The organism is Nocardia jiangxiensis NBRC 101359 (genome assembly GCF_000308615.1).
In the GTDB taxonomy this organism is placed as follows: domain Bacteria; phylum Actinomycetota; class Actinomycetes; order Mycobacteriales; family Mycobacteriaceae; genus Nocardia; species Nocardia jiangxiensis.
Map to the genome: position 1 here is coordinate 16,243 of NZ_BAGB01000015.1, position 25,285 is coordinate 41,527.

General features: G+C 67.5%; 21 protein-coding genes. 12 read left to right on the forward strand and 9 right to left on the reverse strand.

Annotated elements, in window-relative coordinates; all coding sequences use genetic code 11:
- Nucleotides 1-4 precede the first annotated feature (4 nt).
- Together ON40_RS06590 and ON40_RS06595 are read left to right on the forward strand one after the other, a co-directional pair.
- A complete protein-coding gene (locus tag ON40_RS06590) occupies nt 5-1,417 on the forward strand; it encodes an NAD(P)(+) transhydrogenase (Re/Si-specific) subunit beta (RefSeq protein ID WP_040819690.1) in 1,413 nt (470 codons plus the stop codon).
- A 253-nt stretch (nt 1,418-1,670) separates the two neighbouring features.
- Nucleotides 1,671-1,898 carry a hypothetical protein gene (locus ON40_RS06595; protein ID WP_306305373.1) on the forward strand — a complete coding sequence of 76 codons (228 nt, stop codon included), beginning with the start codon at nt 1,671-1,673 and terminating at the stop codon, nt 1,896-1,898.
- On the opposite strand, the gene ON40_RS06600 is transcribed toward ON40_RS06595, so the two are convergent.
- From ON40_RS06600 to ON40_RS06615, 4 genes are all read right to left on the reverse strand, one after another.
- The gene (locus ON40_RS06600) at nt 1,892-2,182 is read right to left on the reverse strand and encodes a hypothetical protein (protein ID WP_051192762.1); all 291 of its coding nucleotides are present in this window, start codon (nt 2,180-2,182) and stop codon (nt 1,892-1,894) included. The two genes, ON40_RS06595 and ON40_RS06600, sit on opposite strands and share 7 nt — an antisense overlap.
- Nucleotides 2,183-2,213: 31 nt before the next feature.
- Entirely contained in the window at nt 2,214-3,002 is a 789-nt protein-coding gene (locus tag ON40_RS06605; RefSeq protein ID WP_040819666.1) for an oxidoreductase, read from the reverse strand.
- Nucleotides 3,003-3,072: 70 nt separating this feature from the next.
- Nucleotides 3,073-3,648: a TetR/AcrR family transcriptional regulator gene (locus ON40_RS06610; protein ID WP_040819668.1), complete on the reverse strand. Its 576-nt coding sequence runs from the start codon at nt 3,646-3,648 to the stop codon at nt 3,073-3,075.
- 32 nt (nt 3,649-3,680) lie between these two features.
- Nucleotides 3,681-4,859, reverse strand: coding sequence for an MFS transporter (locus tag ON40_RS06615; protein WP_040819669.1), 1,179 nt, complete (start codon nt 4,857-4,859; stop codon nt 3,681-3,683).
- A gap of 68 nt (nt 4,860-4,927) precedes the next feature.
- Here ON40_RS06615 and ON40_RS06620 point away from each other — a divergent pair, with 68 nt between their 5' ends.
- The gene (locus ON40_RS06620; protein ID WP_245567692.1) at nt 4,928-5,371 is read left to right on the forward strand and encodes an acyl-CoA thioesterase; all 444 of its coding nucleotides are present in this window, start codon (nt 4,928-4,930) and stop codon (nt 5,369-5,371) included.
- A 14-nt stretch (nt 5,372-5,385) separates the two neighbouring features.
- On the opposite strand, the gene ON40_RS06625 is transcribed toward ON40_RS06620, so the two are convergent.
- From ON40_RS06625 to pdhA, 3 genes are all read right to left on the reverse strand, one after another.
- Nucleotides 5,386-6,738, reverse strand: a complete 1,353-nt coding sequence (locus tag ON40_RS06625; protein ID WP_040819695.1) for a dihydrolipoamide acetyltransferase family protein — start codon at nt 6,736-6,738, stop codon at nt 5,386-5,388.
- Between the two features lie 134 nt (nt 6,739-6,872).
- Nucleotides 6,873-7,853 (reverse strand): alpha-ketoacid dehydrogenase subunit beta, encoded by a 981-nt coding sequence (locus tag ON40_RS06630; protein WP_040819672.1) that lies wholly within the window; start codon nt 7,851-7,853, stop codon nt 6,873-6,875.
- Nucleotides 7,850-9,202 carry a pyruvate dehydrogenase (acetyl-transferring) E1 component subunit alpha gene (gene pdhA / locus ON40_RS06635; protein WP_306305374.1) on the reverse strand — a complete coding sequence of 451 codons (1,353 nt, stop codon included), beginning with the start codon at nt 9,200-9,202 and terminating at the stop codon, nt 7,850-7,852. Before pdhA ends, ON40_RS06630 begins: the two co-directional genes overlap by 4 nt.
- A 201-nt stretch (nt 9,203-9,403) precedes the next feature.
- Here pdhA and ON40_RS06640 point away from each other — a divergent pair, with 201 nt between their 5' ends.
- The 4 genes from ON40_RS06640 to ON40_RS06655 all read left to right on the forward strand — a co-directional run bounded on the left by ON40_RS06640 (nt 9,404) and on the right by ON40_RS06655 (nt 13,575).
- Nucleotides 9,404-9,946, forward strand: a complete 543-nt coding sequence (locus ON40_RS06640) for an Lrp/AsnC family transcriptional regulator (protein WP_051192763.1) — start codon at nt 9,404-9,406, stop codon at nt 9,944-9,946.
- A 356-nt stretch (nt 9,947-10,302) separates the two neighbouring features.
- Nucleotides 10,303-11,106 carry an SDR family oxidoreductase gene (locus ON40_RS06645; RefSeq protein WP_040819673.1) on the forward strand — a complete coding sequence of 268 codons (804 nt, stop codon included), beginning with the start codon at nt 10,303-10,305 and terminating at the stop codon, nt 11,104-11,106.
- Between the two features lie 84 nt (nt 11,107-11,190).
- Entirely contained in the window at nt 11,191-12,708 is a 1,518-nt protein-coding gene (locus ON40_RS06650; protein ID WP_245567693.1) for a benzoate/H(+) symporter BenE family transporter, read from the forward strand.
- 60 nt (nt 12,709-12,768) lie between these two features.
- Entirely contained in the window at nt 12,769-13,575 is an 807-nt protein-coding gene (locus ON40_RS06655) for a sulfurtransferase (RefSeq protein ID WP_245567695.1), read from the forward strand.
- 41 nt (nt 13,576-13,616) lie between these two features.
- Here ON40_RS06655 and ON40_RS06660 read toward each other — a convergent pair whose 3' ends face one another.
- On the reverse strand, nt 13,617-14,321 hold the full coding sequence (locus tag ON40_RS06660) for an HNH endonuclease family protein (RefSeq protein ID WP_373281858.1): 705 nt from the start codon (nt 14,319-14,321) through the stop codon (nt 13,617-13,619).
- Between the two features lie 578 nt (nt 14,322-14,899).
- Between ON40_RS06660 and ON40_RS06665 the strand changes: the two genes are divergently transcribed.
- The 4 genes from ON40_RS06665 (at nt 14,900) to ON40_RS06680 (ending at nt 20,538) form a co-directional block, all read left to right on the forward strand.
- A complete protein-coding gene (locus tag ON40_RS06665; RefSeq protein ID WP_245567694.1) occupies nt 14,900-15,844 on the forward strand; it encodes a hypothetical protein in 945 nt (314 codons plus the stop codon).
- Between the two features lie 218 nt (nt 15,845-16,062).
- Complete coding sequence (locus ON40_RS06670) at nt 16,063-18,909, forward strand: DEAD/DEAH box helicase (RefSeq protein WP_040819676.1); 2,847 nt, start codon at nt 16,063-16,065, stop codon at nt 18,907-18,909.
- Nucleotides 18,910-18,937: 28 nt separating this feature from the next.
- Complete coding sequence (locus tag ON40_RS06675; RefSeq protein WP_040819677.1) at nt 18,938-19,705, forward strand: SWIM zinc finger family protein; 768 nt, start codon at nt 18,938-18,940, stop codon at nt 19,703-19,705.
- Nucleotides 19,706-19,770: 65 nt separating this feature from the next.
- Nucleotides 19,771-20,538, forward strand: a complete 768-nt coding sequence (locus tag ON40_RS06680; protein WP_040819678.1) for a helical backbone metal receptor — start codon at nt 19,771-19,773, stop codon at nt 20,536-20,538.
- A 38-nt stretch (nt 20,539-20,576) separates the two neighbouring features.
- On the opposite strand, the gene icmF is transcribed toward ON40_RS06680, so the two are convergent.
- Nucleotides 20,577-23,816 carry a fused isobutyryl-CoA mutase/GTPase IcmF gene (gene icmF / locus ON40_RS06685; protein ID WP_040819705.1) on the reverse strand — a complete coding sequence of 1,080 codons (3,240 nt, stop codon included), beginning with the start codon at nt 23,814-23,816 and terminating at the stop codon, nt 20,577-20,579.
- 134 nt (nt 23,817-23,950) lie between these two features.
- Here icmF and ON40_RS06690 point away from each other — a divergent pair, with 134 nt between their 5' ends.
- Nucleotides 23,951-25,033: an enoyl-CoA hydratase/isomerase family protein gene (locus ON40_RS06690; protein WP_040819679.1), complete on the forward strand. Its 1,083-nt coding sequence runs from the start codon at nt 23,951-23,953 to the stop codon at nt 25,031-25,033.
- The last annotated feature ends 252 nt before the right edge of the window (nt 25,034-25,285 follow it).

Here is a 25,285-nt window from a genome sequence, read left to right on the forward strand (position 1 = left end):
CAACATGAGTTATCTGGTGAACGGCCTGTACATTATCGCGTTCGCTTTGTTCATTTACGGTTTGATGGGTTTGACCGGCCCGAAGACCGCGGTCCGCGGAAACTTGATCGCCGCGGCGGGCATGGTGATCGCGGTCGTGGCCACCCTGATTTCGGTGCGGCACACCGGTAACTGGATCCTGATCGTCGCCGGAATCGTGGTGGGTGTGGTGCTGGGGGTGCCGCCGGCGAGGTTCACCAAGATGACCGCGATGCCGCAGTTGGTGGCCGCGTTCAATGGTGTGGGTGGTGGCACGGTCGCGTTGATCGCGTGGTCCGAGTTCATCAACTCGCACGGGTTCTCGCATTTCGACGAGCAGCCCACCGTGCACATCGTCGTGGGCAGTTTGTTCGCGGCGATCATCGGGTCGGTGTCGTTCTGGGGGTCGTTGATCGCGTTCGGGAAGTTGCAGGAGATCCTGCCGGGCCGTCCGATCGGACTCGGGAAGCTGCAGCAGCCGCTCAATCTGCTGTTGTTCGTTGGTGCGATCGTGTGCGCGGTCGTGATCGGGGTCGGGGCGACCGGTCACGGGGTCTCGCAGCTGTGGATGATCGCGGTGCTGGTCCTGGCCGGGGTGCTCGGGCTGATGGTGGTGTTGCCGATCGGTGGCGCGGATATGCCGGTGGTGATCTCGTTGTTGAACGCGTTGACCGGGTTGTCCGCGGCGGCGGCGGGGTTGGCGTTGAACAACACCGCGATGATCGTGGCCGGAATGATCGTCGGCGCGTCGGGCAGCATTCTGACGAATTTGATGGCCAAGGCGATGAACCGGTCGATTCCCGCGATCGTGGCCGGTGGGTTCGGTGGCGGGGGTACCGCGCCCAGTGGTGCGGGCGGCGAACAGAAGCAGGCCAAGGCCACGAGTGCGGCGGACGCGGCGATCCAGATGGCGTATGCGAATCAGGTGATCGTGGTGCCCGGCTACGGCATGGCCGTGGCGCAAGCGCAGCACGCGGTCAAGGAGATGGCGTCGCTGCTCGAGGCCAAGGGGGTGGAGGTGAAGTACGCGATCCACCCGGTGGCCGGTCGTATGCCCGGGCATATGAACGTGCTGCTCGCGGAGGCGGAGGTCTCCTATGACGCGTTGAAGGAGATGGACGATATCAATGGTGAGTTCGGGCGTACGGATGTGGCGTTGGTGATCGGTGCGAACGATGTCACCAATCCCGCCGCGCGGGAGGATTCCTCGTCCCCGATCTACGGGATGCCGGTGTTGAACGTGGATCAGGCACACAGTGTGATCGTGTTGAAACGGTCCATGAATTCCGGGTTCGCCGGGATCGACAACCCGCTGTTCTACGCGGACCACACCTCGATGCTGTTCGGCGACGCCAAGAAATCCGTCTCCGCGGTCACCGAAGAACTCAAGGCGCTGTAACTCGAGGCGCTGCCGGGAATCAACGCCACGGCCCGCACCGGATCGTCCGGTGCGGGCCGTTCTCATATCGGCAGGGTGTCCGGCTATGCACGCGCTCTGTATTGCGTAGGCTGTCGGCTGTATCGCTTCGCGGCTGCGAGGCCGACATTCGAGTGATGGGGGCACGGTGACATCGAACGTTCCTGATTTTCCAGCGGCAGTATCTGATTCGGCAATCTTCGGTACGCCGTATCAGACACCGGACGGCGCCACGGTGATCACCGTCGCCCAGCCCGGCGGACGTTTCCGTCACGGGCCGCGCCCCCTGGGCGCGATCGTGGTCCAGGGCGGCGACTCCACCTGGGTCCCGGCCACCGATGACACCCGAATCACCTTGCTGGCCTTGCTGATCGGCCTCTCGGCCGCGACGCTGTCCTGCGTTGCGGTGGTGCGTCGTCCGCCGTGGCCGAACCTGACGGTCACGGTGCAGAAGACTCAGTAGTACGGCCGCTCCCGGGCCTCCACCGCATCCTTGGCGTCCTTCAGCGAGGTCCCGGGCAGTATTTCCCGATAGAGCTTGATGGCGTGGATCTTCTTGCCCTGCGCTATCAGCGCATCGATCTCGGCCAGGTCCGCACCGGACAGGGGTGTGGGTCCGGACAGCGGTGGAGTCGGTGAATCCTGCGGTAGCGCAGGGGAATCGGTGATCGCCAAATGCCGCATGATGAGATCGAGTTTGTACTCGATACGTTGCAGCCTGCGTTCCAGCCGCCGATTCTCGAACATTCCCGAACTCTAGCCGCCCGGACCCGGCGGGTCATACGACTTTGAGAGTGCCGCCGTCGATGACGTAATCCGCGCCCAGGATGTTCCCGGCGCGTCCCGAGGCCAGGAACGCCACCAGCGCGGCGACCTCCTCCGGCTCGGTGATCCGCTCCGAGGCCATGCCGAACTCCTTCGGCAGCGCGGCGAGGAACTCCTCGTGGCCGACGCCGCTGACCTCGGCCAGTTTCGCGCCGAAACGACCAGGTTCCCGCCACAGCGGGGTGCCGACCACGCCCGGGGACACCGTGTTCACCCGCACGCCGCGCGGCCCGAACTCCTCGCTGATCCGCTTGGTGAACGAGGTCAGTGCGGCTTTGGCCTCGCTGTAGCCGATCGGACCGACCGCGGGCAGATGGGCGTTGATCGAGGAGATGGTGACGATCGCACCGCGACGTTCGATCAGACTCGGCAGTGCCGCCCGGGTGGCCCGCACCGCGCTCATCAAGTTGAGCTCGAGCAGCGTGTCCCACTGATCGTCGCCGATGTCGAGGAATCCGCCCACCACCATCTTGTCGACGTCGCCGCCGCCCACATTGTTGATCAGGATGTCGATCCCGCCCAGTTCCGCCTGCGCGGCATCGAACAGCGCGGTGACGCCCTCGGCGGAGCTGAGATCTGCGGAAACCGCTGCAACACTGTACTTTTCGAGCTCAGGTGTGACGTTGCGCGCGCCGCCGACGACCCGGACGCCCTCCTCGGTCAACGTCTGCGCGACGGCCAGTCCGATACCGCGGCCGGCGCCGGTGACGACGGCGGTCTTGCCACTCAACTCGAGATCCATGACCTTCCCTTTCTTGAACTACTGGTCAAAAACTAGGGCAGCAGAAAGCGCTGCGATCGGACGGGGAAATTCAGAGCGTGCTCAGGGTGGTGTCGATGATGCGGTACAGAACCGCCAGGTCGTAGCTCTTGGCCATGACGCGCAGTCCGGCGATGGAATTCATCAGGAACTCCGCGGCCGCACGGGGATCGGTGTCCCGGCTGACGTCACCGTCGCGGCGACCCTGATCGATCCGGTCGGCCAGGGCGGTGAGGTTGTGTTCGGTGATGGCGAGGATGATGCGGCGGATCTCGGCGTCCTGTCCGGACAGTTCCAGTGCCGTATTGGCGGCCAGGCAGCCGCGTCGATCCGGATCGGCCAGGTCGGCGTCGACCAGATGCCGCAGATAGGCGCCCACGACCTCGCGAGTGCTTCCGGGCCGGGACATGTATTCCCCGGTCAGGTCGGCACCCATCCGGTCGTAGCGCGCGAGCGCCCGCTCGAACAGTTCGCGTTTACTGCCGAAGGCGTTGTACAGGCTGCCCTTGGCCAGGCCGGTCGCCTCGGCGAGCTGCGCCGGGGAGGTGTTGGCGTAGCCATTGATCCAGAACGCCCCCATCGCGCGATCGACGACGTCGTCGTCCTCGAAGGTGCGTGGTCTGCCCATGACATGAACGATAGACATTCTGGACCTGTAGGTCAAGAACTGGGTGCGACGATCCGGGCCGACGCCGCGCACACCAGGATCAGCGCCAGCGGGAAGATCAGCGCCGCGGTGAGTGAACTCAGGTCCGCGAGCCGGCCGATCGCCGACGGTCCGGCCAGGAAACCGAGATAGCCCAGGCCGAAGACCCGAGACATATCCGTCGCTGCCGACCGGGTGCCGAGATTGCCTGCGGCACTGAAGATCTGTGGCACGCCACCGGCGAGTCCGATGCCCAGCAGGGCCCAGCCCAGCAGAGTGGGAACCAGCCAGATCGAGGAGACGATCAGCATCAATCCGACGGCCGCGAGCACCGCGCCCCAGCGCACCACCGCTACCCGCCCGAAGCGCGCGCTGACCCGGTCGGCGGTGAATCGTCCGGCGGTCATCGTCGTGGAGAACGCGCCGAACGCCAGGGCGGCGGTGGCATCGCTGACGCCGAGATGCTCGCGCACCTGCAGGGCGCTCCAGTCGTTGGCCACCCCCTCGGTCAGCAGGAAACCGAAGGCGATGGCGGCCAGGGCGAGCACTCGCAACGATGCGGATCGTCGTGCCTTCGGCGATTCGTCCTCGGTGGATGTCGTTGTGTCGGAATCGGATTCGACCCTCGGCAGCAGCCTGGGGATACTCAGCGCCACAGTGAGGAGTCCGATCGCGCCCGCGGCGGTCATGGTGACGCGAACGTCCCAGCCGCGATGCATCGTCGCCGCGCCGACCAGTGATCCGGCCAGTCCGCCGCAGGAGAACATGGCGTGGAACGCCGACATGATCGGCCGCGGATAGGCCCGTTCCACCTGCACCGCCTGCGCATTCATCGAGACGTCCAGCGCTCCGTTGCCGGTGCCGAACAGCAGCAGCGCAACCGCCAACGTCAGCGGGCCGGTTGCGAAGGCGGGGCCGAGCACCGCGAGCGACAGCCACGTCCCGGCCACGGCCACCAGTGTCCGGCTGCCGAACCGGTCGGCCAGTGGTCCGGCGGCCTGCATCCCGGCGATGCCGCCGAGCGCCACCAGCAGAATCAACAACCCCAGGGTGCCCTTGGACACGCCGGTGCGCTGGGTGATCACCGGGATGTGCACCACCCACATGGAACACAGGAATCCGTTCAGACCGAAAACGGTGAAGACGGCGGCTCGCGAGATCCGGACCATCGGAACCAGTGTGGAAGCGCCCATCGCAACAACTGTATTGGCCGCGGTGGCGGGGTGCTCGGCCGAACCGGACGGATGGTTACTGTTTGGTGGTGACATCTTCCGCGCAGGACTACCCCGTGCTCTGGCCGGTACCGACCCGGTGGGCCGACAACGACCACTACGGTCACGTCAACAACGTCACCTACTACTCGTACTTCGACACCGCGGTCAACGCCTGGCTGATGCACGCCACCGGCACCGACATCCGCGACCTGCCCGCCATCGGAGTGGTCGCGCGGACCTCCTGCGATTTCCACGGATCGCTCAGCTTCCCGGACCAGCTGCGCGTCGGCCTGCGCATCAGCCGCCTCGGCCGCTCCAGCATCACCTACGACCTGGCCATCTTCCGCGAGACCGGACAGGACCTCGAACTCGCCGCAACCGGCGGTTTCGTGCACGTCTACGTCGACAACGAGACCCGTAGATCGATCGAGATCCCGGCCGTCATCCGAGAAGCCGCCGCCGCCCTGGTCGTCGAACCGAAAACCGTGTGAGCGCGGGCAACAACTCAGATCCGGCCCAGCAGCGTCAGCGGATCTTCCAGGAGTGAGGCGACGGTCGCCAGGAAACGCGCGCCCAGCTCGCCGTCGATCATCCGGTGGTCGAAGCTCAGGCCCAGGGTGGTGACCCAGCGGACGGCGAGTTCGTCGCGGTAGACCCACGGCTGTTTGCGGATCGAACCCAGGCACAGGATCGCACCCTCGCCCGGATTGACCAGTGGCACACCGGCATCGACGCCGAAGATGCCCACATTGCTGATGGTGAACGTGCCGCCGCGCAGATCCGCGGGCGTGGCCGAACCGCCGCGGGCGATATCGGCGAGCCAGCCGATCTCCCGGCACAGCTCGCGCAGGCTCAGGGTGTGCGCGTCCTTGACGTTCGGCACCAGCAGTCCGCGTTCGGTGGCCACCGCGATCCCCAGGTGCACGAAGTGTTTGGTGACGATCTCGCGGTTCTCCTCGTCCCAGAACGAGTTGACGTCCGGGAATTCCGCCATCGCCACCAGCGTCGCCTTGGCCACCAGTGCGAGCGGGGTGAGTGAGAGTCCGGTGAACGAATCGGTCGTGCGCAGATGATCCAGCAGTTCCATCGAGGCGGTGAAATCCGTCGTGACGAACGCGCTGGCCTGCGGGATCGTCCGGGCGCTGGTGAGCATGGCGGCGGCGGTGCGCTTGCGCACGCCGGTCACCGGGACGCGGGTCTCACCGGTGCTCGGGGTCGGGCGGATGACGCCGCCGTCCGGGCGCATCGTCGGCACCGTGGGCATGCTGGGACGCGGCGCGTTGGGCAGCGCCTCCTCCTCGGGGCGCACCCGGTGCACCGGCTGCGACACCGGCACCGCGTGCCGCACATCTTCCACGGTGACCGCTCCGCCCGGCCCGGAACCGGCGACGAAGGCCAGGTTGATGCCGAGTTCCCGGGCCAGCGCGCGAGCGCCGGGCGTGGCCGAGGGGCGATCCGGATACGCCGGCGCGGGCAGCTGCTGTGTGATATCCGGTGAATTATGCACCGGCACATCGGGATTCGTCCGTTTTCGAGTGCGCCGCGCGGTGCTCTCCTCATCCGGGCCGTAACCGACCAGGACCGAGCGGCGCTCACTCGGCGCGGGCGGTGTGGCCGTCCCGCGATCGCTGCGCACCCGGATCAGCGGCGCGCCCACCGCCACGGTGTCGCCCGGCGTGGCCAGCAGTTCGGTGACCACACCGGAGAACGGGCACGGCAGTACCACCTGAGCCTTGGCCGTCTCGACCTCGGCGATGGTCTGATTCAATTCGACCGTGTCGCCCACGGACACCGCCCAGGAGACCAGTTCCGCCTCGGTCAGTCCCTCGCCCAGATCGGGGAGCCGGAACTCGAGCACACGGGCATCTTCGGTGCCGTTCGGTAGGGGATCCTCCGCACTCGCGCGGGTGGGCTCCTCCGGGTTCCGGCCGATCGGCCGGGGGTCGTGTGCGGCAGCGTCGTCCAACGGGCACCTCTGTCTGAACGGGCGGATCAGGCGGCAAGCGTTCGGTCGACCGCGTCCAGGATGCGGTCGGGGTCGGGCAGGTGGTGCCGTTCGAGCTTAGCCGGGGGATACGGAATGTCGAAGCCTCCGACGCGCAGAATCGGTGCTTCTAGCTGGTAGAAACAGCGTTCGGCGATGCGGGCGGCGATCTCCGCGCCCAGTCCGGCGAAGACCGGGGCCTCGTGCGTGATGATCAGCCGCCCGGTGCGCAACACCGAATCCTCGATGGTGTCGAAATCGATCGGTGACAGGCTGCGCAGATCGACGACCTCCAGCGAATGCCCTTCCCCGGCTGCGATTTCGGCGGCCGTCAGCGCGGTGCGGACCATACCGCCGTAGGCGACGACCGTCGCATCCGAGCCCGCGCGGCGGATGCGGGCCCGCTCCAGCGGATACGGATCGCGGTCCAGGGCAGCGAAGTCCACCTCGTCCCTGTCCCAGTAGCGGCGTTTGGGCTCGAGGAAGATCACCGGATCGTCCAGCGAGATCGCTTGGCGGATCATCAGATAGGCGTCGGCCGGGGTGCTCGGCGACACCACGCGCAGGCCCGGGGTGTGCGCGAAATACGCCTCGGGCGATTCGGAGTGATGCTCCACCGAACCGATCCCGCCGCCGAACGGAATTCGAATCGTCATGGGCGCGAGCACATGTCCCGCTGTCCGATAGTGGATCTTGGCGACCTGGGAGACGATCTGGTCGAAGGCCGGATAGACGAATCCGTCGAACTGGATCTCGCACACCGGACGATAGCCGCGCAGCGCCATGCCGAAAGCCGTTCCGATGATCCCGGATTCGGCCAGCGGGGTGTCGATGACCCGGTTGTCGCCGAAATCCTTCTGCAGGGTGTCGGTGACCCGGAAGACGCCGCCGAGCCGGCCGATGTCCTCGCCCATCAGTACGACCTTGGGGTCGTCCTCGAGGGCCCGGCGCAGCCCGAGGTTGAGTGCCGCCGCGAACGTGCTGGTCATGGCCGTACTCCTTCCAGATACGCGATGTACTCCCGGCGTTCTCGATCCAGCAGCGAATGCGGGGTGGCGTAGACGTGCTCGAACAGATCCTTCGGTTCGGGATCGGGCATCTCGATGGTCGCGGTGCGCAGGCGGGCGGCGACCTCGTCCGAGCGCTCTCGCACCTGTCGTTCGAAGGTGCTGCCCCACAAGCCTTCTCGTTCGAGCAGCCGGCGAATCCGATCGATCGGATCGCGCCGCCGCCACAGCTCGGTTTCGGCGGCCGAGCGGTAGCGGGTGGGATCGTCGGCGGTGGTGTGCGGACCCATCCGGTAGGTGATCGCCTCGATGAACGACGGGCCGCCGCCCGCGCGGGCGCGCGCGACGGCCTGCCTGGTCACGGCCAGAACAGCCAGGACGTCGTTCCCGTCGACCTGGATGCCCGGTATGCCGTAGCCGTAGGCGCGTCGCGCGATCGGTGTCGCGCTCTGGATTCGCACGGGTTCGCTGATCGCCCAGTGATTGTTCTGGCAGAAGAACACCACCGGCGCACTCCAGGTCGCGGCGAAGCCCAGGGCCTCGGCGATATCGCCCTGACTGGTCGCACCGTCGCCGAAATAGGTGATCACCGCGATCTCCGCGCCGTCCAGATGAGCGGCGTAGGCGTAACCGGTGGCGTGCAATCCCTGCGAGCCGACCACGATGGCCGGATTGGTCATATTGATCTGTGCGGGATCCCAGCACGAATGCGCCACGCCGCGCCACAGGCGGGTGATCTGTGCCGGATCGACGCCACGGCAGTAGGCCACACCTGCCTCGCGATAACTGCAGAACACGTAGTCGTCGGGGTGCAGGGCGTGTGCGGAACCGATCTGCGCCGCCTCCTGACCCAGCAGGGGCGGCCACAGTCCGAGCTGGCCCTGACGTTGTAGTGCGGTCGCCTCGGTGTCGATGCGGCGGGCGACGACTATGTCGAGGTAGAGCTGTCGCAGTCGGTCCGGGCCGATGTCGGCGACCAGGGCGGCGTGTTCGCGATCGAGGACGCGTCGGCCGTCCGGCTGGACCAGTTGCACCGGGTAGGCGATCTTCTCCGGGGGGCTGGTCGTTGTGGTGATTCTGCCGGTCGAGATCCCGTCGTTGGGCGTTGCATCGGCGAAGGTCGCGTTGGTGTAGGACGTTCTGGTGGCGGTTGTATGGCCGATGGTCGGCTTGGCGGAGGATGCATCGATCGTGATCGCGCCGGTGGTGATCGCATGGGCCGAGGTCGCGTCGGTGGTGACCGTCTCGGCGGCGATCGCATCGATGGGGGACGCGGTGTCGTGGGCAGTGGCTGTGGCCCAGGTCGTGGGCTTTGCCGCGGGGGTGGGCATGGCTGCCGCCTTCCTGAAACGTAGCCGCTCTGGTACGTCTGCCTTCCTGGCATGTCGCCGGTCCGGGGTCTCCGGGCCGTGCGGGGAAGCGATGTGCTCTACCTCACAGCATCCACGATTGGGCGACCTGCGCAAGTAGCGACATGCCAACTGTGCAGAGTGCGTGGTCTCTGGTCGCTATTTGCTGTCATACTGCGTTACATGTCCAGTGCTGAACCCGCCGGAGCCGTCGTCGACGCGACCGATGCGAGGCTGTTGCTCGAACTGGTTGCCAACCCCCGGGCGACCGGTGTCGAACTCGCCACTCGGCTGGGCCTGTCGCGCAATACCGTGCAGGCCCGCCTGGCTCGCTGGGAGGCGGCCGGTGTCCTCGCGGGATTCGACCGCCGCGTCGATCCACGCGCCCTGGGCTACCAGCTGGCCGCATTCGTGGCGGTGGTGGTGGATCAGCATCAGCTCGACGCGGTCGTCGCCGAACTGGCCGAGGTTCCCGAGGTCACCGAGGTCTGCGGGATGACCGGACTGACCGATCTGACCGTCCGCGTCGTCGCCCGCGACGCCGACGACCTCTATCGCATCGCGGGCCGCATCCTGAAGATCCCCGGCGTCGAACGCACCAATATGGCCCTGGTCATGCAGCAGTTGGTCGGCCCCCGCACCGCACCTCTCCTGCAACGCCTCGCGCGTAGCAACGGCTCCGCCCGCCAGGACGTCTCGCGCAGCGCCACTCGTCCCTCGCGCTGACCGTGCTCGTCCGAATCGGCCGAACGCCCGCAGCCGGGTGAATGCTCTGAACTTGTTCGATCCGGACTGTTCGGGCCACGGATTCGGCACCTTTCGCTCGGTCGAGTGACGAGCATGCGGGGCGTGCGCCACCGTGCGAGCGTTACGGCATGACGGGAGCATGTGATTGCGCGCGTGTGCCTCAGTGCGAGTGTTCCGGTGTGACGGGGCGAAGCGGGTGGCGTGTGTGCGGTGCGTGCGCCTCGGTGAGTGTTCCGGCATGGCGGGAGCAGAACTGGGCGACGTGCATGCGGGGTGCGTGCGTCGGTGCGAGTGTTCCGGCCTGAGGGGATCGGGGCGGGGTTAGGGTGCGGGATATGGATGTTTCGGGCAAGGTGGCGATCGTTACGGGGGCCGGGGCGGGGATCGGGGCGGCATTGGCTCGGGCGCTGGTGGGGGCCGGTGCGAGTGTGGTGCTGGCCGATCTGGGCGAGGCGGTGGCCGGGATTGCCGCGGAGTTGGCGGAGCGGGCGGTGTCGGTGGTCGGGGATGTCACCGATTCGGAAGTGATTCGAGGACTGGTGGCGCGGGCCGAAGCGGAATTCGGTCCGGTGGATCTGTATTTCGCGAATGCGGGGATCTTCGGTGCGCGGGGGCTGGACGGTGGCGACGAACAGTGGTCCGCGGCAATGGAAGTCAACGTGATGGCGCACGTGCGGGCCGCGCAGATCCTGATTCCGGGATGGGTGGAGCGGGGGAGCGGATATTTCGTCGCCACCGCCTCGGCGGCCGGACTGCTCACCCAGATCGGGTCCGCGCCGTATGCGGTCACCAAGCATGCGGCGGTCGGCTTCGCGGAGTGGCTCAATATTACGTACGGGGACAAGGGAATTCGCGTCAGCTGTATCTGCCCGATGGGCGTGGACACCGATCTGCTGCGCGCGGGCAACGAGGATTTCACCGAGGCCGCGGCCAACGAGGAGGCGATCCGCGCGGTCGTCTCCGCAGGTGAGGTGCTCACCCCCGAACAGGTGGCGAGTGATGTGCTCGCCGGTGTCGCCCACGAACGTTTCCTGATCCTGCCGCACGCCCAGGTGCTGGAGATGTACCGGCACAAGAGCGCCGACTACGACCGCTGGTTGTCCGGGATGCGGCGTTACCAGGCCACATTGCACCAGTGACGTAATGAACACCTGACCGAATTCGGTCCACTTTCGCACGATTGGCCGCTGACCGAACCGATCGCGACCGGGGACGATGGCCCAATGGCCTCTACCGAACCGCAGACCAGTGATCCCGCTCCGCGGTCCGGTCGATTCACCACGCAGTCCGATCCGTCCGTCGGGCCCGGCTCGGGCGACCCCGGAACCGCCGACCCGGACCGGACGCGGACGAGGGACACCTCCGCTTCTAGGGACGGTGTTGTTGCTGCGCGCGATGCGGATTCGCCGCATGGCGTCGCCACGCTGAGCGGTGTGGACGAGCGGGAGCGGGAAACCGAATCGCCGATGCTGGTCGACGAGGGCGGTTCCGGCGGCTCGGAGGAGGCGTTGCCGCAGGACGGCGGCACTGCTGATCCGGGGATCTGGCAGCCGGTCAGCGCCGGGATCGTCGCCGCGTTGGTGGGTTTCACCAGCACGTTCGCCGTGGTGCTCGCGGGATTGACCAAGGTGGGTGCAACGCCGGCGCAGGCGGCGTCGGGTCTGCTGGCGATCTGTCTGACGCAGGCGGTGGGGATGCTGGTGCTGAGTCGCCGGTATCGGATGCCGATCGCGCTGGCCTGGTCGACGCCGGGTGCGGCACTGCTGGCGGGAACCGGTGCGGTCTCCGGTGGCTGGCCCGCGGCGGTGGGCGCGTTCGCGGTGGTGGGTGTGTTGATCGTGCTGACCGGATTCTGGCAGCGGCTGGGTCGGTTGATCGCGGCCATTCCCGCCGAGATCGCGCAGGCCATGCTCGCCGGAGTGCTGATGCCGCTGTGCCTGGCCCCGATGCACGCGCTGACGGCCAGTCCGGCGATCGTGGTCCCGGTGATCGTGGTCTGGCTGCTGTTGCAGCGGTTCGCCCCGCGCTGGGCCGTGCTCGCGGCATTCGCGGTCGCCGCGATCGGCGCCGGTATCGATATCGCGGTCGAACATCGGCGCCTGGATCTCGCGGCGATGGCGCCGAGGCTGGAATTGACCGTGCCGCACTGGAGTTGGCCGGCCGTGATCGGTATCGCGATACCGCTGTATATCGTGACGATGGCCGCGCAGAACATCCCGGGCGTGGCCATCATGGAGTCCTTCGGTTTCCGGGTGCCGTGGCGGTCGGCGATGGCCGTGACCGGAATCGGCACCGTGATCGGCGCACCGGCGGGGGCGCACGCGATCAATCTGGCCGCGATCAGTGCGGCGCTGTCGGCCGCGCCGTCCGCGCATCCGAATCCGCGGCGGCGCTGGATCGCGGTGTTCACCGTCGGCTGCGCCTATCTGGTGTTGGCGCTGCTCTCGGGCGCACTGGTCGTCCTGGTCGCCGCCGCGCCGAAGGGTGTGTTGGAAACCGTTGCGGGACTTGCGCTCATCGCAACGCTCGCCACCGCGCTGACCGCGGCCCTCGGCTCGGCCGAGCATCGGATCGAGGGTGCGGTGACCTTCCTGGTGGCGGCGTCGGGGTTCGCCGTATTCGGCATCGGCGCGGCTTTCTGGGCGCTGGTGGCCGGGCTGCTGGTGCGCGGGGTGCTCTCGGCACGCCGCACGGGCGATTCGCCACGCCGACCCACCGGGGAACGTCCTGCCGTAGGCTGAGAGCCGTTCGCGTCCCGGGGGTACAGATGTGACAGAGGAGTCGGCTTGGCCTCGGTATTGATCTCGGCGGAGGACCTTCGGAAACAGCTGGGCGACACCGCGACCGGCACGCATGTGCTCGATGTGCGCTGGGCGCTGGGTGACCCGGACGGGCCGCAGCACTACCTGGACGGTCACATCACCGGCGCGGTGTTCGTGGATCTGGAGACCGAATTGGCCGCGCCGCCCTCTCCGGCACGCGGCCGTCATCCGCTGCCCGAGGTCGCGCGTCTGCAGAAATGCGCCCGGAGCTGGGGTCTGCGCACCGATGAACCGGTCGTCGTCTACGACGCCACCGGCGGTATGGCCGCCGCGCGCGCCTGGTGGCTGCTGCGCTGGGCGGGCATGGACGACGTGCGGATTCTCGACGGCGGCCTCCCGGCGTGGGAGCAGTCCGGTGGTGCGATCGCCACCGGCAGCGAATCCGATCCCGCTCCCGGTGATGTGGTGCTGACCGGGGGCGCTCTGCCGGTCATCGATGCGGACGGCGCGGCGACCTGGGAGGGTCTGCTGCTCGATGCCCGCGCGGGCGAGCGGTACCGCGGTGAGGTGGAACCGGTCGATCCGCGTGCCGGGCACATTCCGGGCGCGGTGAGCGCCCCCACCGCCGAGAACCTCACCCCTGAAGGCACTTTCAAGAGCCCCGATCAGCTGCGCGCCCGGTTCGCCGGGCTCGGCACGGGTCCGGTGGCGGTCTACTGTGGTTCGGGCGTCACCGCCGCACATCAGATCGCCGCCCTCGCCGCGGCGGGTATCGAGGCCACCCTCTACCCGGGATCGTGGTCCCAGTGGTCCAGCGATCCGCAACGCCCCGTCGCCACGGACTGAGCGAACGGGTTCACCACCGCATCGATTCGCCTTCGGTCGCGTCATGGGCAGCCCTCGGCCAGGCGGGACAGGGCATCGCGGTCCTGTGCGGTGATGGGGAGGGTGTAGCGGACCGCGGTGGTGAGGTAGCGGCCCGCGTAGTAGCAGCGGTAGGCGAGGGCGGGCGGTAGCCAGTCGGCGGGGGTGCGGTCGCCCTTGTCCTGGTTGGTCCGGCCGTCGACGGCGAGCAGGTTGAATTGGATGTCGTTGGCGAAGCGGATGCGTTGTGGCAGTGGCCAATCCGATGCGCCCATATCCCAGGCGGCGGCCAGCGGATAGATGTGGTCGATCTGCACCGTGCGGGCGTGGGATCTGTCGAAGGCGATATCTCTGCCCGTATAGGGATCGTGCAGGGTGCCCGCGGAAACCACGCACTTCTCGGTGCTCGTGCGGAACCGCACGGCGCTGAGCTGCTTGCCGAGCACGGCATTGCGTGAATCGCAGCCGCCGGACCCGTCGGCCCAGGCCGTACCGAATACACAGCCCTGCCCGGCCGCGCAGCCGCGCTCGTATCCGCCCGGATGCGGCCGCTGTGGCAGCACCCGCACCACGGCCAGCAACCGTTCGAGCTGGGCGCGCGTGGGACTGCCCGGCGCGGGCGACGACGTGGTGAACAGACCCGGCCCCACCAGCACTACAGCAGCCACCAGCACCGCGACGACCGGCGCCGCCAGTGCCCACCCCCATCCGCCCCTGTTCGAATGCACGGCACAACTTCTACACGGTGGCACCGACAGGTTTCAGCGAGGCGCGAGTCGCGGTCGGTCTACCCCGGAGATCGGTCTCGCGGCAGGTATTTCACGAATCCGGACGGCTCAACATGCCATGCAGAAGAAGGAAATACCGGCCGCGGGAATGTGAAATGGGACTGGTGCGAAGATCTTTCGGCTTTGACCGGGCCTCTGCGGGGTCGTATACCTGCGGACCGATGTGTTCGCCGAGATGGGCTACAGCTCTGTGGAACTGAGCATGTATGCGCGGAAAAGTCTTGCGGCCGTATCCGGATGGTGTGCGGACGCGTTGACCAGAAGGGGTCGGGGGCCGAATTTCGGCGCGGCGCGAATTTCGGCGTGTCTGACTGCCGTCGGAATATATGGGGCGCAATTGTACTGGTAGGCAGGGCTGTTCGGGAGAATCAATCTATTCGTCGTGGACGTCCGGTAGTGTGCTCCTGATCACAATGGTTTCGTGACAACGTTATTCGGTAGTTACGATCCTGCGTGCACACGTGACTAGGGGTCACGGGGGGCTGATGTTTCCGGAAACTGATGAGGTGAGTGTTCACGTGGCAGGTCGGCATCGTAAGTTCGGCACGGCAGCACGGCGGGTGATGTTGCCTGCGGTGGGCGCGATTCCGCTCGCCCTGGTTGTCGGTTGCTCCAGCACGACCCATCAGGCGGGGCAATCGTCCACTGCCGCATCGACCTCCACCACCGAGAACGCGCCGACCCAGGAGCCGACTCAGCCGACTTCGCCCGGTACAGCGGTCACTCCGCCGTCCAGCCACGAGCAGGGCCCGCAGCCGCAGGCGGGACCGTCGAGCACCCCGCAACCCGGCGTGACGCCGTCCTGGTCCGACAGCCTGTATACCCCGCACACCGTGCAGCCGGGTGTCAGCCCGAACGTCACCGTGCAGCCCGGTGTCACCCCGGCCGTGCCCGCGCCGTACGTCGTCCCGCCGGACTTCCGGCCCATCCCGCAGGACGAGAACGAGCCCGCTCCGGCCGTCAACTGGACCCAGCTGCACGCGCCCACCGCGGTCAAGCCGGTCAAGCCGATCGCTCCGCCGCCGCGGACGCTGCGCCTGGGCAACTTCACCTCCCCGGTCCCGGATTCGGTGCCCAATGACGTGCTCGACAACGTCAACGTCACCGCCGCACAGGCCGAGGCCAACCTCTCCACGAACCTGAATTCGGTCGGCATCAACCCCAGCCGCTCGGACAAGGTCGCCGCAGGCGCGCTGGCCGGTGCGGCCCTGGGCGCCACGGCGGCCGGTGTGCCCGCCGCGGTGGCCGGTGGTGTCGTGGGCGGCGTGATCGGCGGTGTAATCGGTACTGCTGGAGGCGCGACGTTGGCGGTTCCATCCGTGGGTGCGTCCGTCCCGATCGGGACCATTGGCGGTGCGGCGATCGGTGCTGCGGCCGGTGCTGCGGTAGTGGGCATTCCCGCCGCCGTCGTCGGCGGTGCGCTCGGCGGTGTCGCCGGTGCCGCCATCGGCAGCGCGGTCTGACCCGGATCCAATATTCGAGTTCGAAACTTCTGCGCCGCAGGGCCATTCGGTCCTGCGGCGCAGTTCTGCTCGCAGTAGCCGGTTGCGTCATATCTGTCCGGACACAGCAGGCTGCCTGCCCGGCGAAGATGGGCCGTGGCATCGTGGAGTAGACCTGCGTCACCTGCGGCGATCCGATGCCGTGTCGAGTTGTCGGTGCCACCTGGTTGGATGGTTGGATGCTGCACGGATTGTGGACACCCGGGTCGGGGCTGGTGCTGTGGCGCCATCCCGAGGCCGATGCGGTGTCCGCGATCGACATGGTGACTCTGCCCGATCCGCTGGGCGGGGTGGTGCAGGCGGCGCGGTTCCGGCATCGGGCTCAGGTCCTGGTCACGGGGGCAGAAGGGCCGCAGGAGTCGGAGGTGCGCGGGCATGCGCTCGCACCGCCGATGGCCGCGCAGGTGTTGTTGCAGCGGTTGCCGCCCGCCGTTGTGGCGGGTGATCTGCGGTTTCTCGCGCACGTGACGCATGGTGTCGAACGTTGGGTGCGAGCGGGTCGGATCGTGCCGGAGGTCCGTCGCGACGACGGTGAGTGGTGGGTGCGGTGGCGGTTGGTCGGCGGGCAGCGGCAGCGAGCCTGGCTGGCCGAGCTGGCCGCGGCGATGCCGCCCGCGCTGCGGGTGGCCGGACGTCCGGCGGCGTTGCTGGAGGACCTCGTCGCCGAGCTGACCGATCCGATCGCCCGGATGCACCTGGACGTCGCGGCCATCGGCTCGCATCGACACCCCGCCCATCCACTGCTGACCGCGCTGATCGCCGATACCCCGCTCGATTCCGGCTCACACCGGGTGGCCGATGCGCTCGACCAGTGGCGAACCAGCCTGACCACCGGCGAACCGGAACTGGTGCTGCGCCTGCTCGAACCGGACGATGATCCGCAGCAGGACACGGCAACCGTCGACGCGCTGTGGCGGCTCGAGGTCTGCCTCCGCATGGAAGGTGAAGCGCCGCAGCCTGTTCCGATCCTCGGCGATCCCGCGCTGGTGCGGATCGCGGGTGACCGGGTGACCGCGGCGATCCAGGCGTATCCGATGTTGCGGGAGTTGCCGCGCGATCCGCGCGGGATGGATTTCCTGCTGCCGACCGCGGTCGTGCAGGACCTCGTCGCCCACGGCGCGCACGAATTGCGTTCCGCGGGAGTGCATCTGCTGTTGCCGCGGGCCTGGCGCATCGCCGCCCCGAGTATGCGCCTGCGGGTGCAGAGCCCCGCGGCCACCGAGACCGAGGTCGGTCTGAGCGGATTGGTCGCCTACCGCTGGGAGTTGGCGCTCGGCGATATCGTGCTCACCCCGGGGGAGATGTCCCGGCTGGTGCAGTCGAAATCCGATCTGGTGCGGCTGCGCGGTCAGTGGGTGCAGGCCGACCATCGGATGCTCGCCGCGGCGGCGATGTACCTGGACGGCCGCACCGATGAACAGGTCGGATCGCTCACCGCGCTGCTGGCCGAGATCGCTGCCTCCGAGGTCCGCAACGTGCCGATCGAGGACGTCACGGCGAACGGCTGGGTGGCCGAACTGTTCGAGGCGACTCGCTCGGCGGATCCGGTCGAGCCGCCCTCGGGGCTGAAGGCGCAGCTGCGGCCGTATCAGCTGCGCGGCCTGTCCTGGCTGGCGACGATGAATCGGCTCGGCTGCGGCGCCATCCTCGCCGACGATATGGGCCTGGGCAAGACGGTGCAGGTCCTGGCCCTACTGGTGCACGAAAGGGAAAGCGCGGCAGCGGATTCCGAGCCGGGGCCGACACTGCTGGTATGCCCGATGTCGGTGGTCGGCAACTGGCAGCGCGAGACCGAGCGCTTCGCCCCGGGCCTGCGGGTTCTGGTGCACCACGGCACGGCGCGCCGTTCGGGTGCCGAACTCGGTGCCGCCGTGGCGGATTCGGATCTGGTGATCACCACCTACGCGTTGCTCGCCCGCGATTTCGAGGAGTTGAAGCGGCAGCCCTGGCGGCGGATCACCCTGGACGAGGCGCAGCACATCAAGAACGCCAACACTCGGCAGGCGCGGGCCGCGCGAGCGCTGCCCGCCCCGCATCGCCTGGCGCTGACCGGAACTCCGGTGGAGAACCGGCTCGAGGAGTTGCGCTCGATTCTCGATTTCGCGGCGCCGGCCCTGCTGGGCAAGGCATCCCAGTTCCACGCGAGATTCGCGATCCCCATCGAGCGTGAGCGCGACGAGAACGCGATCACCCGATTGCGCACGGTTACAGCGCCTTTCGTGCTGCGGCGCGTGAAGACGGATCCGGCCGTGATCTCCGATCTGCCCGAGAAGATCGAGATGACGGTGCGCGCCAATCTGACCGTGGAACAGGCCGCCCTGTATCAGGCCGTGGTGGACGATATGGTGGCGAAACTGAAGGACGCACAGGGGATGTCGCGTCGGGGTGCGGTACTCGGCGCGCTGACCAGGCTCAAGCAGGTGTGCAATCACCCCGCCCATTTCCTGGGCGACGGATCGGGTGTGCTGCGCCGCGGCCGCCACCGGTCCGGCAAGCTGGGCCTGGTCGAGGACGTCCTGGAATCGGTGCTGGCCGACGGCGAGAAGGCATTGCTGTTCACCCAGTTTCGCGAATTCGGCGATCTGATCGGACCGTATCTGGACGAGCGGTTCGGCACGCAGATCCCGTTCCTGCACGGCGGGGTGTCCAAGAAGCGACGCGATACGATGGTGGAGCGGTTCCAGGGCGCGGACGGTCCGCCGCTGATGTTGTTGTCGCTCAAGGCCGGTGGTACCGGGCTCAATCTCACTGCCGCCAATCATGTTGTACATCTGGACCGTTGGTGGAATCCGGCGGTGGAGAACCAGGCCACCGATCGGGCGTTTCGGATCGGTCAGCGGCGCGATGTGCAGGTGCGCAAGTTGGTCTGCGTCGACACCATCGAGGAACGCATCGACGATATGATCAGCGGCAAGCGGGAATTGGCGAATCTGACCGTCGGCGCGGGCGAGAACTGGATCACCGAACTGAGCACCGAGGAGATCGGCGCGCTGTTCGCCCTGGGTTCCGAGGCGGTCGGCGAATGAGCTGCCACGTCGCGGGGGAGGTGCGGGGATGAGTCCGTTCATCGACTACGACCGATACGGCAAACGCCGACCGGTGCGCGGAGGAGTCGAATCACGCAGCCGCAGAGGTTCGTTCGCGCGCACCTGGTGGGGGAGGTCGTTCATCGAGGCGGTCGAGCAGGTCGCCGATGCCGGACGGCTGACTCGCGGGCGCACCTACGCGCGAGCCGGTCAGGTGGTGAACTACCACATCGAACCCGGTGCGGTGGCCGCGGAGGTGCAGGGCAGTCAGCCGCGCCCGTTCTCCGCCGCGCTGACCCTGCGCACGCTGCGCGACGAACGTCTCGACGAGTTGATCGATCTGGTCCGCGCCACTCCCGGCATGCTCGCCCAGTTGGCCTCGGGTGCACTGCCGAAGGCACTCGGTCCCCTGTTACTGCCCGCCACCGCCGCCGAACTGGACTTCGCCTGCAGCTGCCCGGACGACGGCTGGCCCTGTAAACATGTGGCCGCGGTCTGCTACATCATCGCCGAACGCCTGGACGAGGAACCGTCGGTCATGCTCACGTTGCGCGGCCTGGACTTGGACACCCTGATCGGCGGCGTTCAGAATGACAGCGGCCCAACGGTTTCCGACGACCTCTACGGCGAGAACCTCACCCTCCCGAGTCTCCCCGAACCCGAATTCCACCCCGTCGTGGACGATTTGGACCCGATTCCGCTCCGCCAGGCCCTGCGCATGACCGCCGAGGACGAACAGACCGCCGAATCGGGCCTGCGCGACCTCGACACCCTCTACGGCACCTTGGACCGTTGACCTGGTCACGCCCGGTCCCGCCGCGGGAATGTCCGTGTTCTCCGGCGGGGAACTAGGCTGGAAACATGTCCGATGCCGAGCCGGTCGACGATCTCGGGACACCGGTGCCGATCGCCCGCCCGGTGGGCCGGGTCGTATCGCTGGTCCCGTCGCTGACCGAAGCGATCGCCCTGAGCTGTCCGGGAATGCTCGTGGCGGCCACCGACTGGTGCACGCATCCCCGGGAACTGGCGGTGGAGCGGGTGCGGGGGACCAAGAATCCGCATGTGCGGCGGATCGCCGAGCTGGCGCCGGATCTGGTGATCTGCAATCAGGAGGAGAATCGCCGTATCGACGTGGACCGGCTGCGCGATGCGGGAATCACGGTGTGGGTCACCAGGATTCGCACGGTCGACGAGGCATTCGAGTCGATGGGCCGCCTCTTCACCGCGGCGCTCGGCGTCGAACGCCCGGACTGGCTGTCCGAAGCCGAATCCGCTTGGGCCGCACCGCCGCCGGAGCCCGCGCGCAACGCCGTGATCCCGATCTGGCGTGACCCGTGGATGGTGGTGGGCCGCGACACCTTCACCGGCGATCTGGCGCACCGCCTCGGCTTGCGGCTGGTGCACGCCGACCGCCCCGACCGCTATCCGAAGGTGTCCACCACCGAACTGCTGTCCGGCGTGGACCTCGCCGTACTCCCCGACGAACCCTACGTCTTCACCGAAACCGACGGCCCCGAAGCCTTCCCGGACATCCCGGTAGCCCTGGTCTCCGGCCGCGACCTCACCTGGTACGGCCCTTCCCTGGTCAGCGCGCGAGCGCGCCTGTCCGACCAACTGACCCGAGCCTGAGCGGCATGCATGCACGGTGTGCATGCATGCCGGACGACCTAGACGTTGCGGCGGTACTGCCCGCCGACGGTGAAGAAGGCGTCGGTGATCTGCTGGAGGGTGCAGACGCGGGCGGCGTCCATGAGGACCTCGAAGACGTTCTCGTCGGTGCGGGCGGCGGCGTCGAGGCGGGCCAGGGCGTCGTGGGCGGCATCGCGGTGGTCGGTCTGGTACTCGCGGGTGCGGTGCAGCTGGGACTGCTTCTCCGCCTCGGTGCCGCGCGCCAGTTCGAGTTCGCGATGCTCCTCGCCGTGCGGGTTGCGGAACGTGTTCACCCCGATGATCGGCAGCGAACCGTCGTGTTTGCGCTGCTCGTACAGCATGGACTCGTCCTGGATGCGACCGCGCTGGTAGCCGGTCTCCATCGCGCCCAGGACGCCGCCGCGTTCGGAGATGCGCTCGAACTCCTGCAGCACCGCCTCCTCGACCAGATCGGTCAGCTCGTCGATGATGAAACTGCCCTGCAGCGGGTTCTCGTTCATCGACAGGCCCCACTCCCGGTTGATGATCAACTGGATGGCCAGGGCGCGGCGCACCGAATCCTCGGTCGGCGTGGTGACCGCCTCGTCGTAGGCGTTGGTGTGCAGGCTGTTGCAGTTGTCGTAGAGCGCGATCAGCGCCTGCAGCGTGGTGCGAATGTCGTTGAAGCTCATCTCCTGTGCGTGCAGCGACCGTCCGGAGGTCTGCACGTGGTACTTGAGCTTCTGCGAGCGTTCGTTCGCGCCGTACTTGTCACGCATGGTGACCGCCCAGATCCGCCGCGCCACCCGGCCGATCACCGAATACTCCGGATCCATGCCGTTGGAGAAGAAGAAGGACAGGTTCGGCGCGAAGTCGTCGATGTCCATGCCGCGCGCGAGATACGCCTCGACATAGGTGAATCCGTTGGACAGCGTGAAGGCCAGCTGACTGATCGGATTCGCACCGGCCTCGGCGATGTGGTACCCGGAGATCGAGACCGAGTAGAAGTTGCGAACATCGTTGCGCACGAACCATTCCTGGATGTCGGCCATCATGCGCAGGCTGAACTCGGTGGAGAAGATGCAGGTGTTCTGGCCCTGATCCTCCTTGAGGATGTCGGCCTGCACGGTGCCGCGTACGGTGGCCAGGGTCCGGGCCCGGATGTCCGCGGTCTCCTGCGCGTCGGGTGCGCGGCCCTCGGCTGCGGAGAAGCGTTCCAGCGCTTGATCGATCGCGGTGTTCAGGAAGAACGCGAGAATGGTCGGTGCGGGCCCGTTGATGGTCATCGACACCGAGGTCGTCGGCGCGGTGAGATCGAAGCCGTCGTAGAGCGCCTTCATATCGTCCAGCGTCGCGATGGAAACCCCAGAGGTGCCGACCTTTCCGTAGATGTCGGGCCGTTCGGCCGGGTCGTGGCCGTAGAGGGTCACCGAATCGAAGGCCGTGGACAGGCGTTTGGCATCGGAATGTTCCGAGAGCACCTTGAATCGGCGGTTGGTCCGGAACGGATCGCCCTCACCGGCGAACATACGCGCGGGATCCTCGTTGTCCCGCTTGAACGGGAACACCCCGGCGGTGAACGGGAAGCGGCCGGGCAGATTCTCCGAACGCAGGAATCGCAGCAGCTCACCGTGATCGGTGAACCGCGGCAGCGCGACACGGGGAATCGAACTGCCGGACAACGACTTCCGTCGCAGTGTGGTGCGCAGCTCACGATCGCGGATGTGCACGACCTGTTCCTCGCCGCGGTACGACTCGGCCAGCGCGGGCCAATTCTTCAGCAGCGCAGCGCTATCGGAGTGCAGCTCGGCGCGGGCGGACTCCAGCAGGGTGAGCACAGCGGACTCGCCGTCGCTCGTCCCGGCGTTCCCGACCAGTCCCGAAATCTCCTCGAGTACCTGCTCGAATCGCTGAACACGTTGCGCGGCAACGATCTGCGCCGCGGTGTCGGCGTGGTACGAGCGGACCGTGTCGGCGATCTCGGCCAGATACCGCACTCGCGCGGGCGGGATGATCTGCGCGAAACGAGTCGAGGCGCGGGTGTCCACGCGCGGCAGCACGCCTTCGGCGAGCGGTAGTCCCGACTCGGCCAGGCGCGCGGCCAGATGCTGGTACAGCGCGGTGACGCCGTCGTCGTTGAAGGTGGCCGCACTGGTACCGAAGACCGGCATATCGTCCGGCGTGCTGGTGAACGCCTCCCGGTTGCGGATCAGCTGCCGCGACACGTCCCGCAGCGCATCGGCCGCACCGCGACGCTCGAACTTGTTGATGGCCACCACATCCGCGAAATCGAGCATGTCGATCTTCTCCAGCTGTGAGGCCGCGCCGAATTCCGGCGTCATCACGTACAGCGAGAGGTCGACGTGATCGATCACGGCCGCATCGCCCTGGCCGATGCCCGGCGTCTCCAGGATGACCAGGTCGTATCCGGCCGCCTTGCAGGCCAGGATCATGGCGTCGGTGTTGACCGGCAGTTCGTGCGCGCCGCGGGTGGCCAGCGAACGGAAGTAGATGTGATCGCCGTCCAGCGAGTTCATCCGGATCCGGTCGCCGAGCAGGGCGCCGCCGCCGCGCCGGCGGGTCGGGTCCACGGCCAGGATCGCCACTCGGAGCTTGTCCTGCTGATCCGAGCGCAGCCGCCGCACGAGTTCGTCGGTGAGCGAGGACTTGCCGGATCCGCCGGTGCCGGTGATGCCCAGTACCGGAACGTTCCGGCCGACTGCCGCGGCTCGCAGCGCCGCGAGGTCGGCCTCGGGCAGCGCGTCCTGCTGCAGGCAGGTGATGGTGCGTGCGAGCGCCTTGCGCTCACCGGCCAGGACGGCCTCGATGTCGGCGGGTTCGAGGGACAGATCCACATCGCAGTCGTGCACGAGTTCGTTGATCATGCCCGGCAGGCCGAGTCGCTGTCCGTCCTCGGGGGAGAAGATCCGCACCCCGGCCTCGGCGAGGCGGTTGATCTCCTGATCCACGATGACGCCGCCGCCACCGCCGAAGATCCGCACGTGCCCGGCGCCCGCCTCGCGCAGCGCGGTGGCGAGGTATTCGAAGTATTCGACGTGTCCGCCCTGGTACGAGCTGATCGCGACGCCCTGCGCATCCTCGGTGAGCACCGCGTCGACCACCTCGCGCACGGCACGGTTGTGCCCCAGGTGGATGACTTCCGCGCCCTGCGACTGCAGGATCCGCCGCATGATATTTATCGCAGCGTCGTGCCCGTCGAACAGGGCCGCGGAGGTCACGAAACGAACCGGATGTACCGGATTGTGCAGGTCGGCCATGACATCCTCCATCAGAAGAGGCCCGTCGAATAATTTGATGTCCCGATAGTAGGACGTCAAAGTAACTGTACTGTGGCGGGGGGCGCAACGCTAGTAGTTGGCCCGGCGGCAGGAACGGCCGGAAAGGACACAGTATGAGCGAGCCCGAGGTTCTGATCGAGGTGCGTGACGGGCTCGGCCTGATCACGCTCAACCGGCCCAGGGCCATCAACGCGCTCAACCATCCGATGGCGCTGGTCATCCTCGACGCCCTGCGCGCCTGGGTGGATGACGAGCGGGTGCGGACCGTGGTGCTCACCGGTGCGGGCGAACGCGGATTGTGTGCGGGCGGCGATATCGTCGCCATCCACCGCGACGCGAAGAACGCCGTGGAGAACGGCGACACGGCAGGGGCCGATTCGCCCAGCGGGCGGTTCTGGCGGGACGAATACATCCTCAACGCGCTGATCGGCCGGTATCCCAAGCCGTATGTGGCGATCATGGACGGCATCGTGATGGGCGGCGGCGTCGGCCTGTCCGGGCACGCCGGGCACCGCGTGGTGACCGAACGTTCCCTGGTCGGCATGCCCGAGACCGGTATCGGATTCGTCCCGGACGTGGGCGGCACCCATCTGCTCTCACATGCGCCCGGCGAGATCGGCACACACGTCGCGCTGACCACCGCGCGGATGAGCGCCGGGGATGCGATCGCCGCCGGATTCGCCGACTATTTCGTGCCCTCGGAACAGATTCCGGCGCTGCTCGATGCGTTGTGCACCGCCGAGGCCGATATCGCCATCGCCAAATTCGCTCAGCCCGCGCCGGTTTCGGTCTTCGTCGAGAATCGGGGCTGGATCGATTCCTGCTACGGTGCGGACACCGTCGAGGAGATCGTGTCCCGGTTGCAGAACGACGGACGCGCCGAGGCGGCCCGCGCCGCCGCCGATATCCTCGCGAAATCGCCTGTGGCGCTGAAGGTCACCTTGCGTGCGCTGCGCGAGGCCCGCGCGGACGCGAATCTCGAGCAGTCGTTGAACCGGGAGTACCGGGTGTCGATCGCCGCATTGGGCACACACGACCTGGTGGAGGGGATCCGGGCGCAGGTCATCGACAAGGACCGCGATCCGCACTGGTCCCCGGCCACGCTCGCCGAGGTCACCGATGCCGAGGTCGAGGCATATTTCCGCGAACTGGGTGCACACGAATTGGGTTCGGCCGCACCGCGCGACGAGCGCTGAACGCACCGAATGTCAACCATGCCGAGGCGATCGGGGACCACTCCGCTATGGTCACCGATGTCCGGACTCGATCGGGAGAGGAACACGAGATGACTTCGCAGGACGAATCCGTGCAGAACGGCGGACCGGATTTCGAGACCATTCTCCTGGAGCGCACCGGCCGCGTCGCGGTGATCACGCTGAACCGGCCCAAGGCGCTCAACGCGCTCAATTCCCAGGTGCTGGTTGACGTTTCGGCCGCACTGGATCTGC

Excerpts from the sequence above, each read along its gene's own strand:
- ON40_RS06590 (WP_040819690.1), top strand. The coding sequence starts at position 5 with ATGAGTTATCTGGTGAACGGCCTGTACATTATCGCGTTCGCTTTGTTC.
- ON40_RS06600 (WP_051192762.1), bottom strand. The coding sequence starts at position 2,182 with ATGTTCGAGAATCGGCGGCTGGAACGCAGGCTGCAACGTATCGAGTAC.
- ON40_RS06605 (WP_040819666.1), bottom strand. The coding sequence starts at position 3,002 with ATGGATCTCGAGTTGAGTGGCAAGACCGCCGTCGTCACCGGCGCCGGC.
- ON40_RS06610 (WP_040819668.1), bottom strand. The coding sequence starts at position 3,648 with ATGGGCAGACCACGCACCTTCGAGGACGACGACGTCGTCGATCGCGCG.
- ON40_RS06615 (WP_040819669.1), bottom strand. The coding sequence starts at position 4,859 with ATGGGCGCTTCCACACTGGTTCCGATGGTCCGGATCTCGCGAGCCGCC.
- ON40_RS06630 (WP_040819672.1), bottom strand. The coding sequence starts at position 7,853 with ATGACCAGCACGTTCGCGGCGGCACTCAACCTCGGGCTGCGCCGGGCC.
- pdhA (WP_306305374.1), bottom strand. The coding sequence starts at position 9,202 with ATGCCCACCCCCGCGGCAAAGCCCACGACCTGGGCCACAGCCACTGCC.
- ON40_RS06640 (WP_051192763.1), top strand. The coding sequence starts at position 9,404 with ATGTCCAGTGCTGAACCCGCCGGAGCCGTCGTCGACGCGACCGATGCG.
- ON40_RS06645 (WP_040819673.1), top strand. The coding sequence starts at position 10,303 with ATGGATGTTTCGGGCAAGGTGGCGATCGTTACGGGGGCCGGGGCGGGG.
- ON40_RS06650 (WP_245567693.1), top strand. The coding sequence starts at position 11,191 with ATGGCCTCTACCGAACCGCAGACCAGTGATCCCGCTCCGCGGTCCGGT.
- ON40_RS06670 (WP_040819676.1), top strand. The coding sequence starts at position 16,063 with ATGCTGCACGGATTGTGGACACCCGGGTCGGGGCTGGTGCTGTGGCGC.
- ON40_RS06675 (WP_040819677.1), top strand. The coding sequence starts at position 18,938 with ATGAGTCCGTTCATCGACTACGACCGATACGGCAAACGCCGACCGGTG.
- ON40_RS06680 (WP_040819678.1), top strand. The coding sequence starts at position 19,771 with ATGTCCGATGCCGAGCCGGTCGACGATCTCGGGACACCGGTGCCGATC.
- icmF (WP_040819705.1), bottom strand. The coding sequence starts at position 23,816 with ATGGCCGACCTGCACAATCCGGTACATCCGGTTCGTTTCGTGACCTCC.
- ON40_RS06690 (WP_040819679.1), top strand. The coding sequence starts at position 23,951 with ATGAGCGAGCCCGAGGTTCTGATCGAGGTGCGTGACGGGCTCGGCCTG.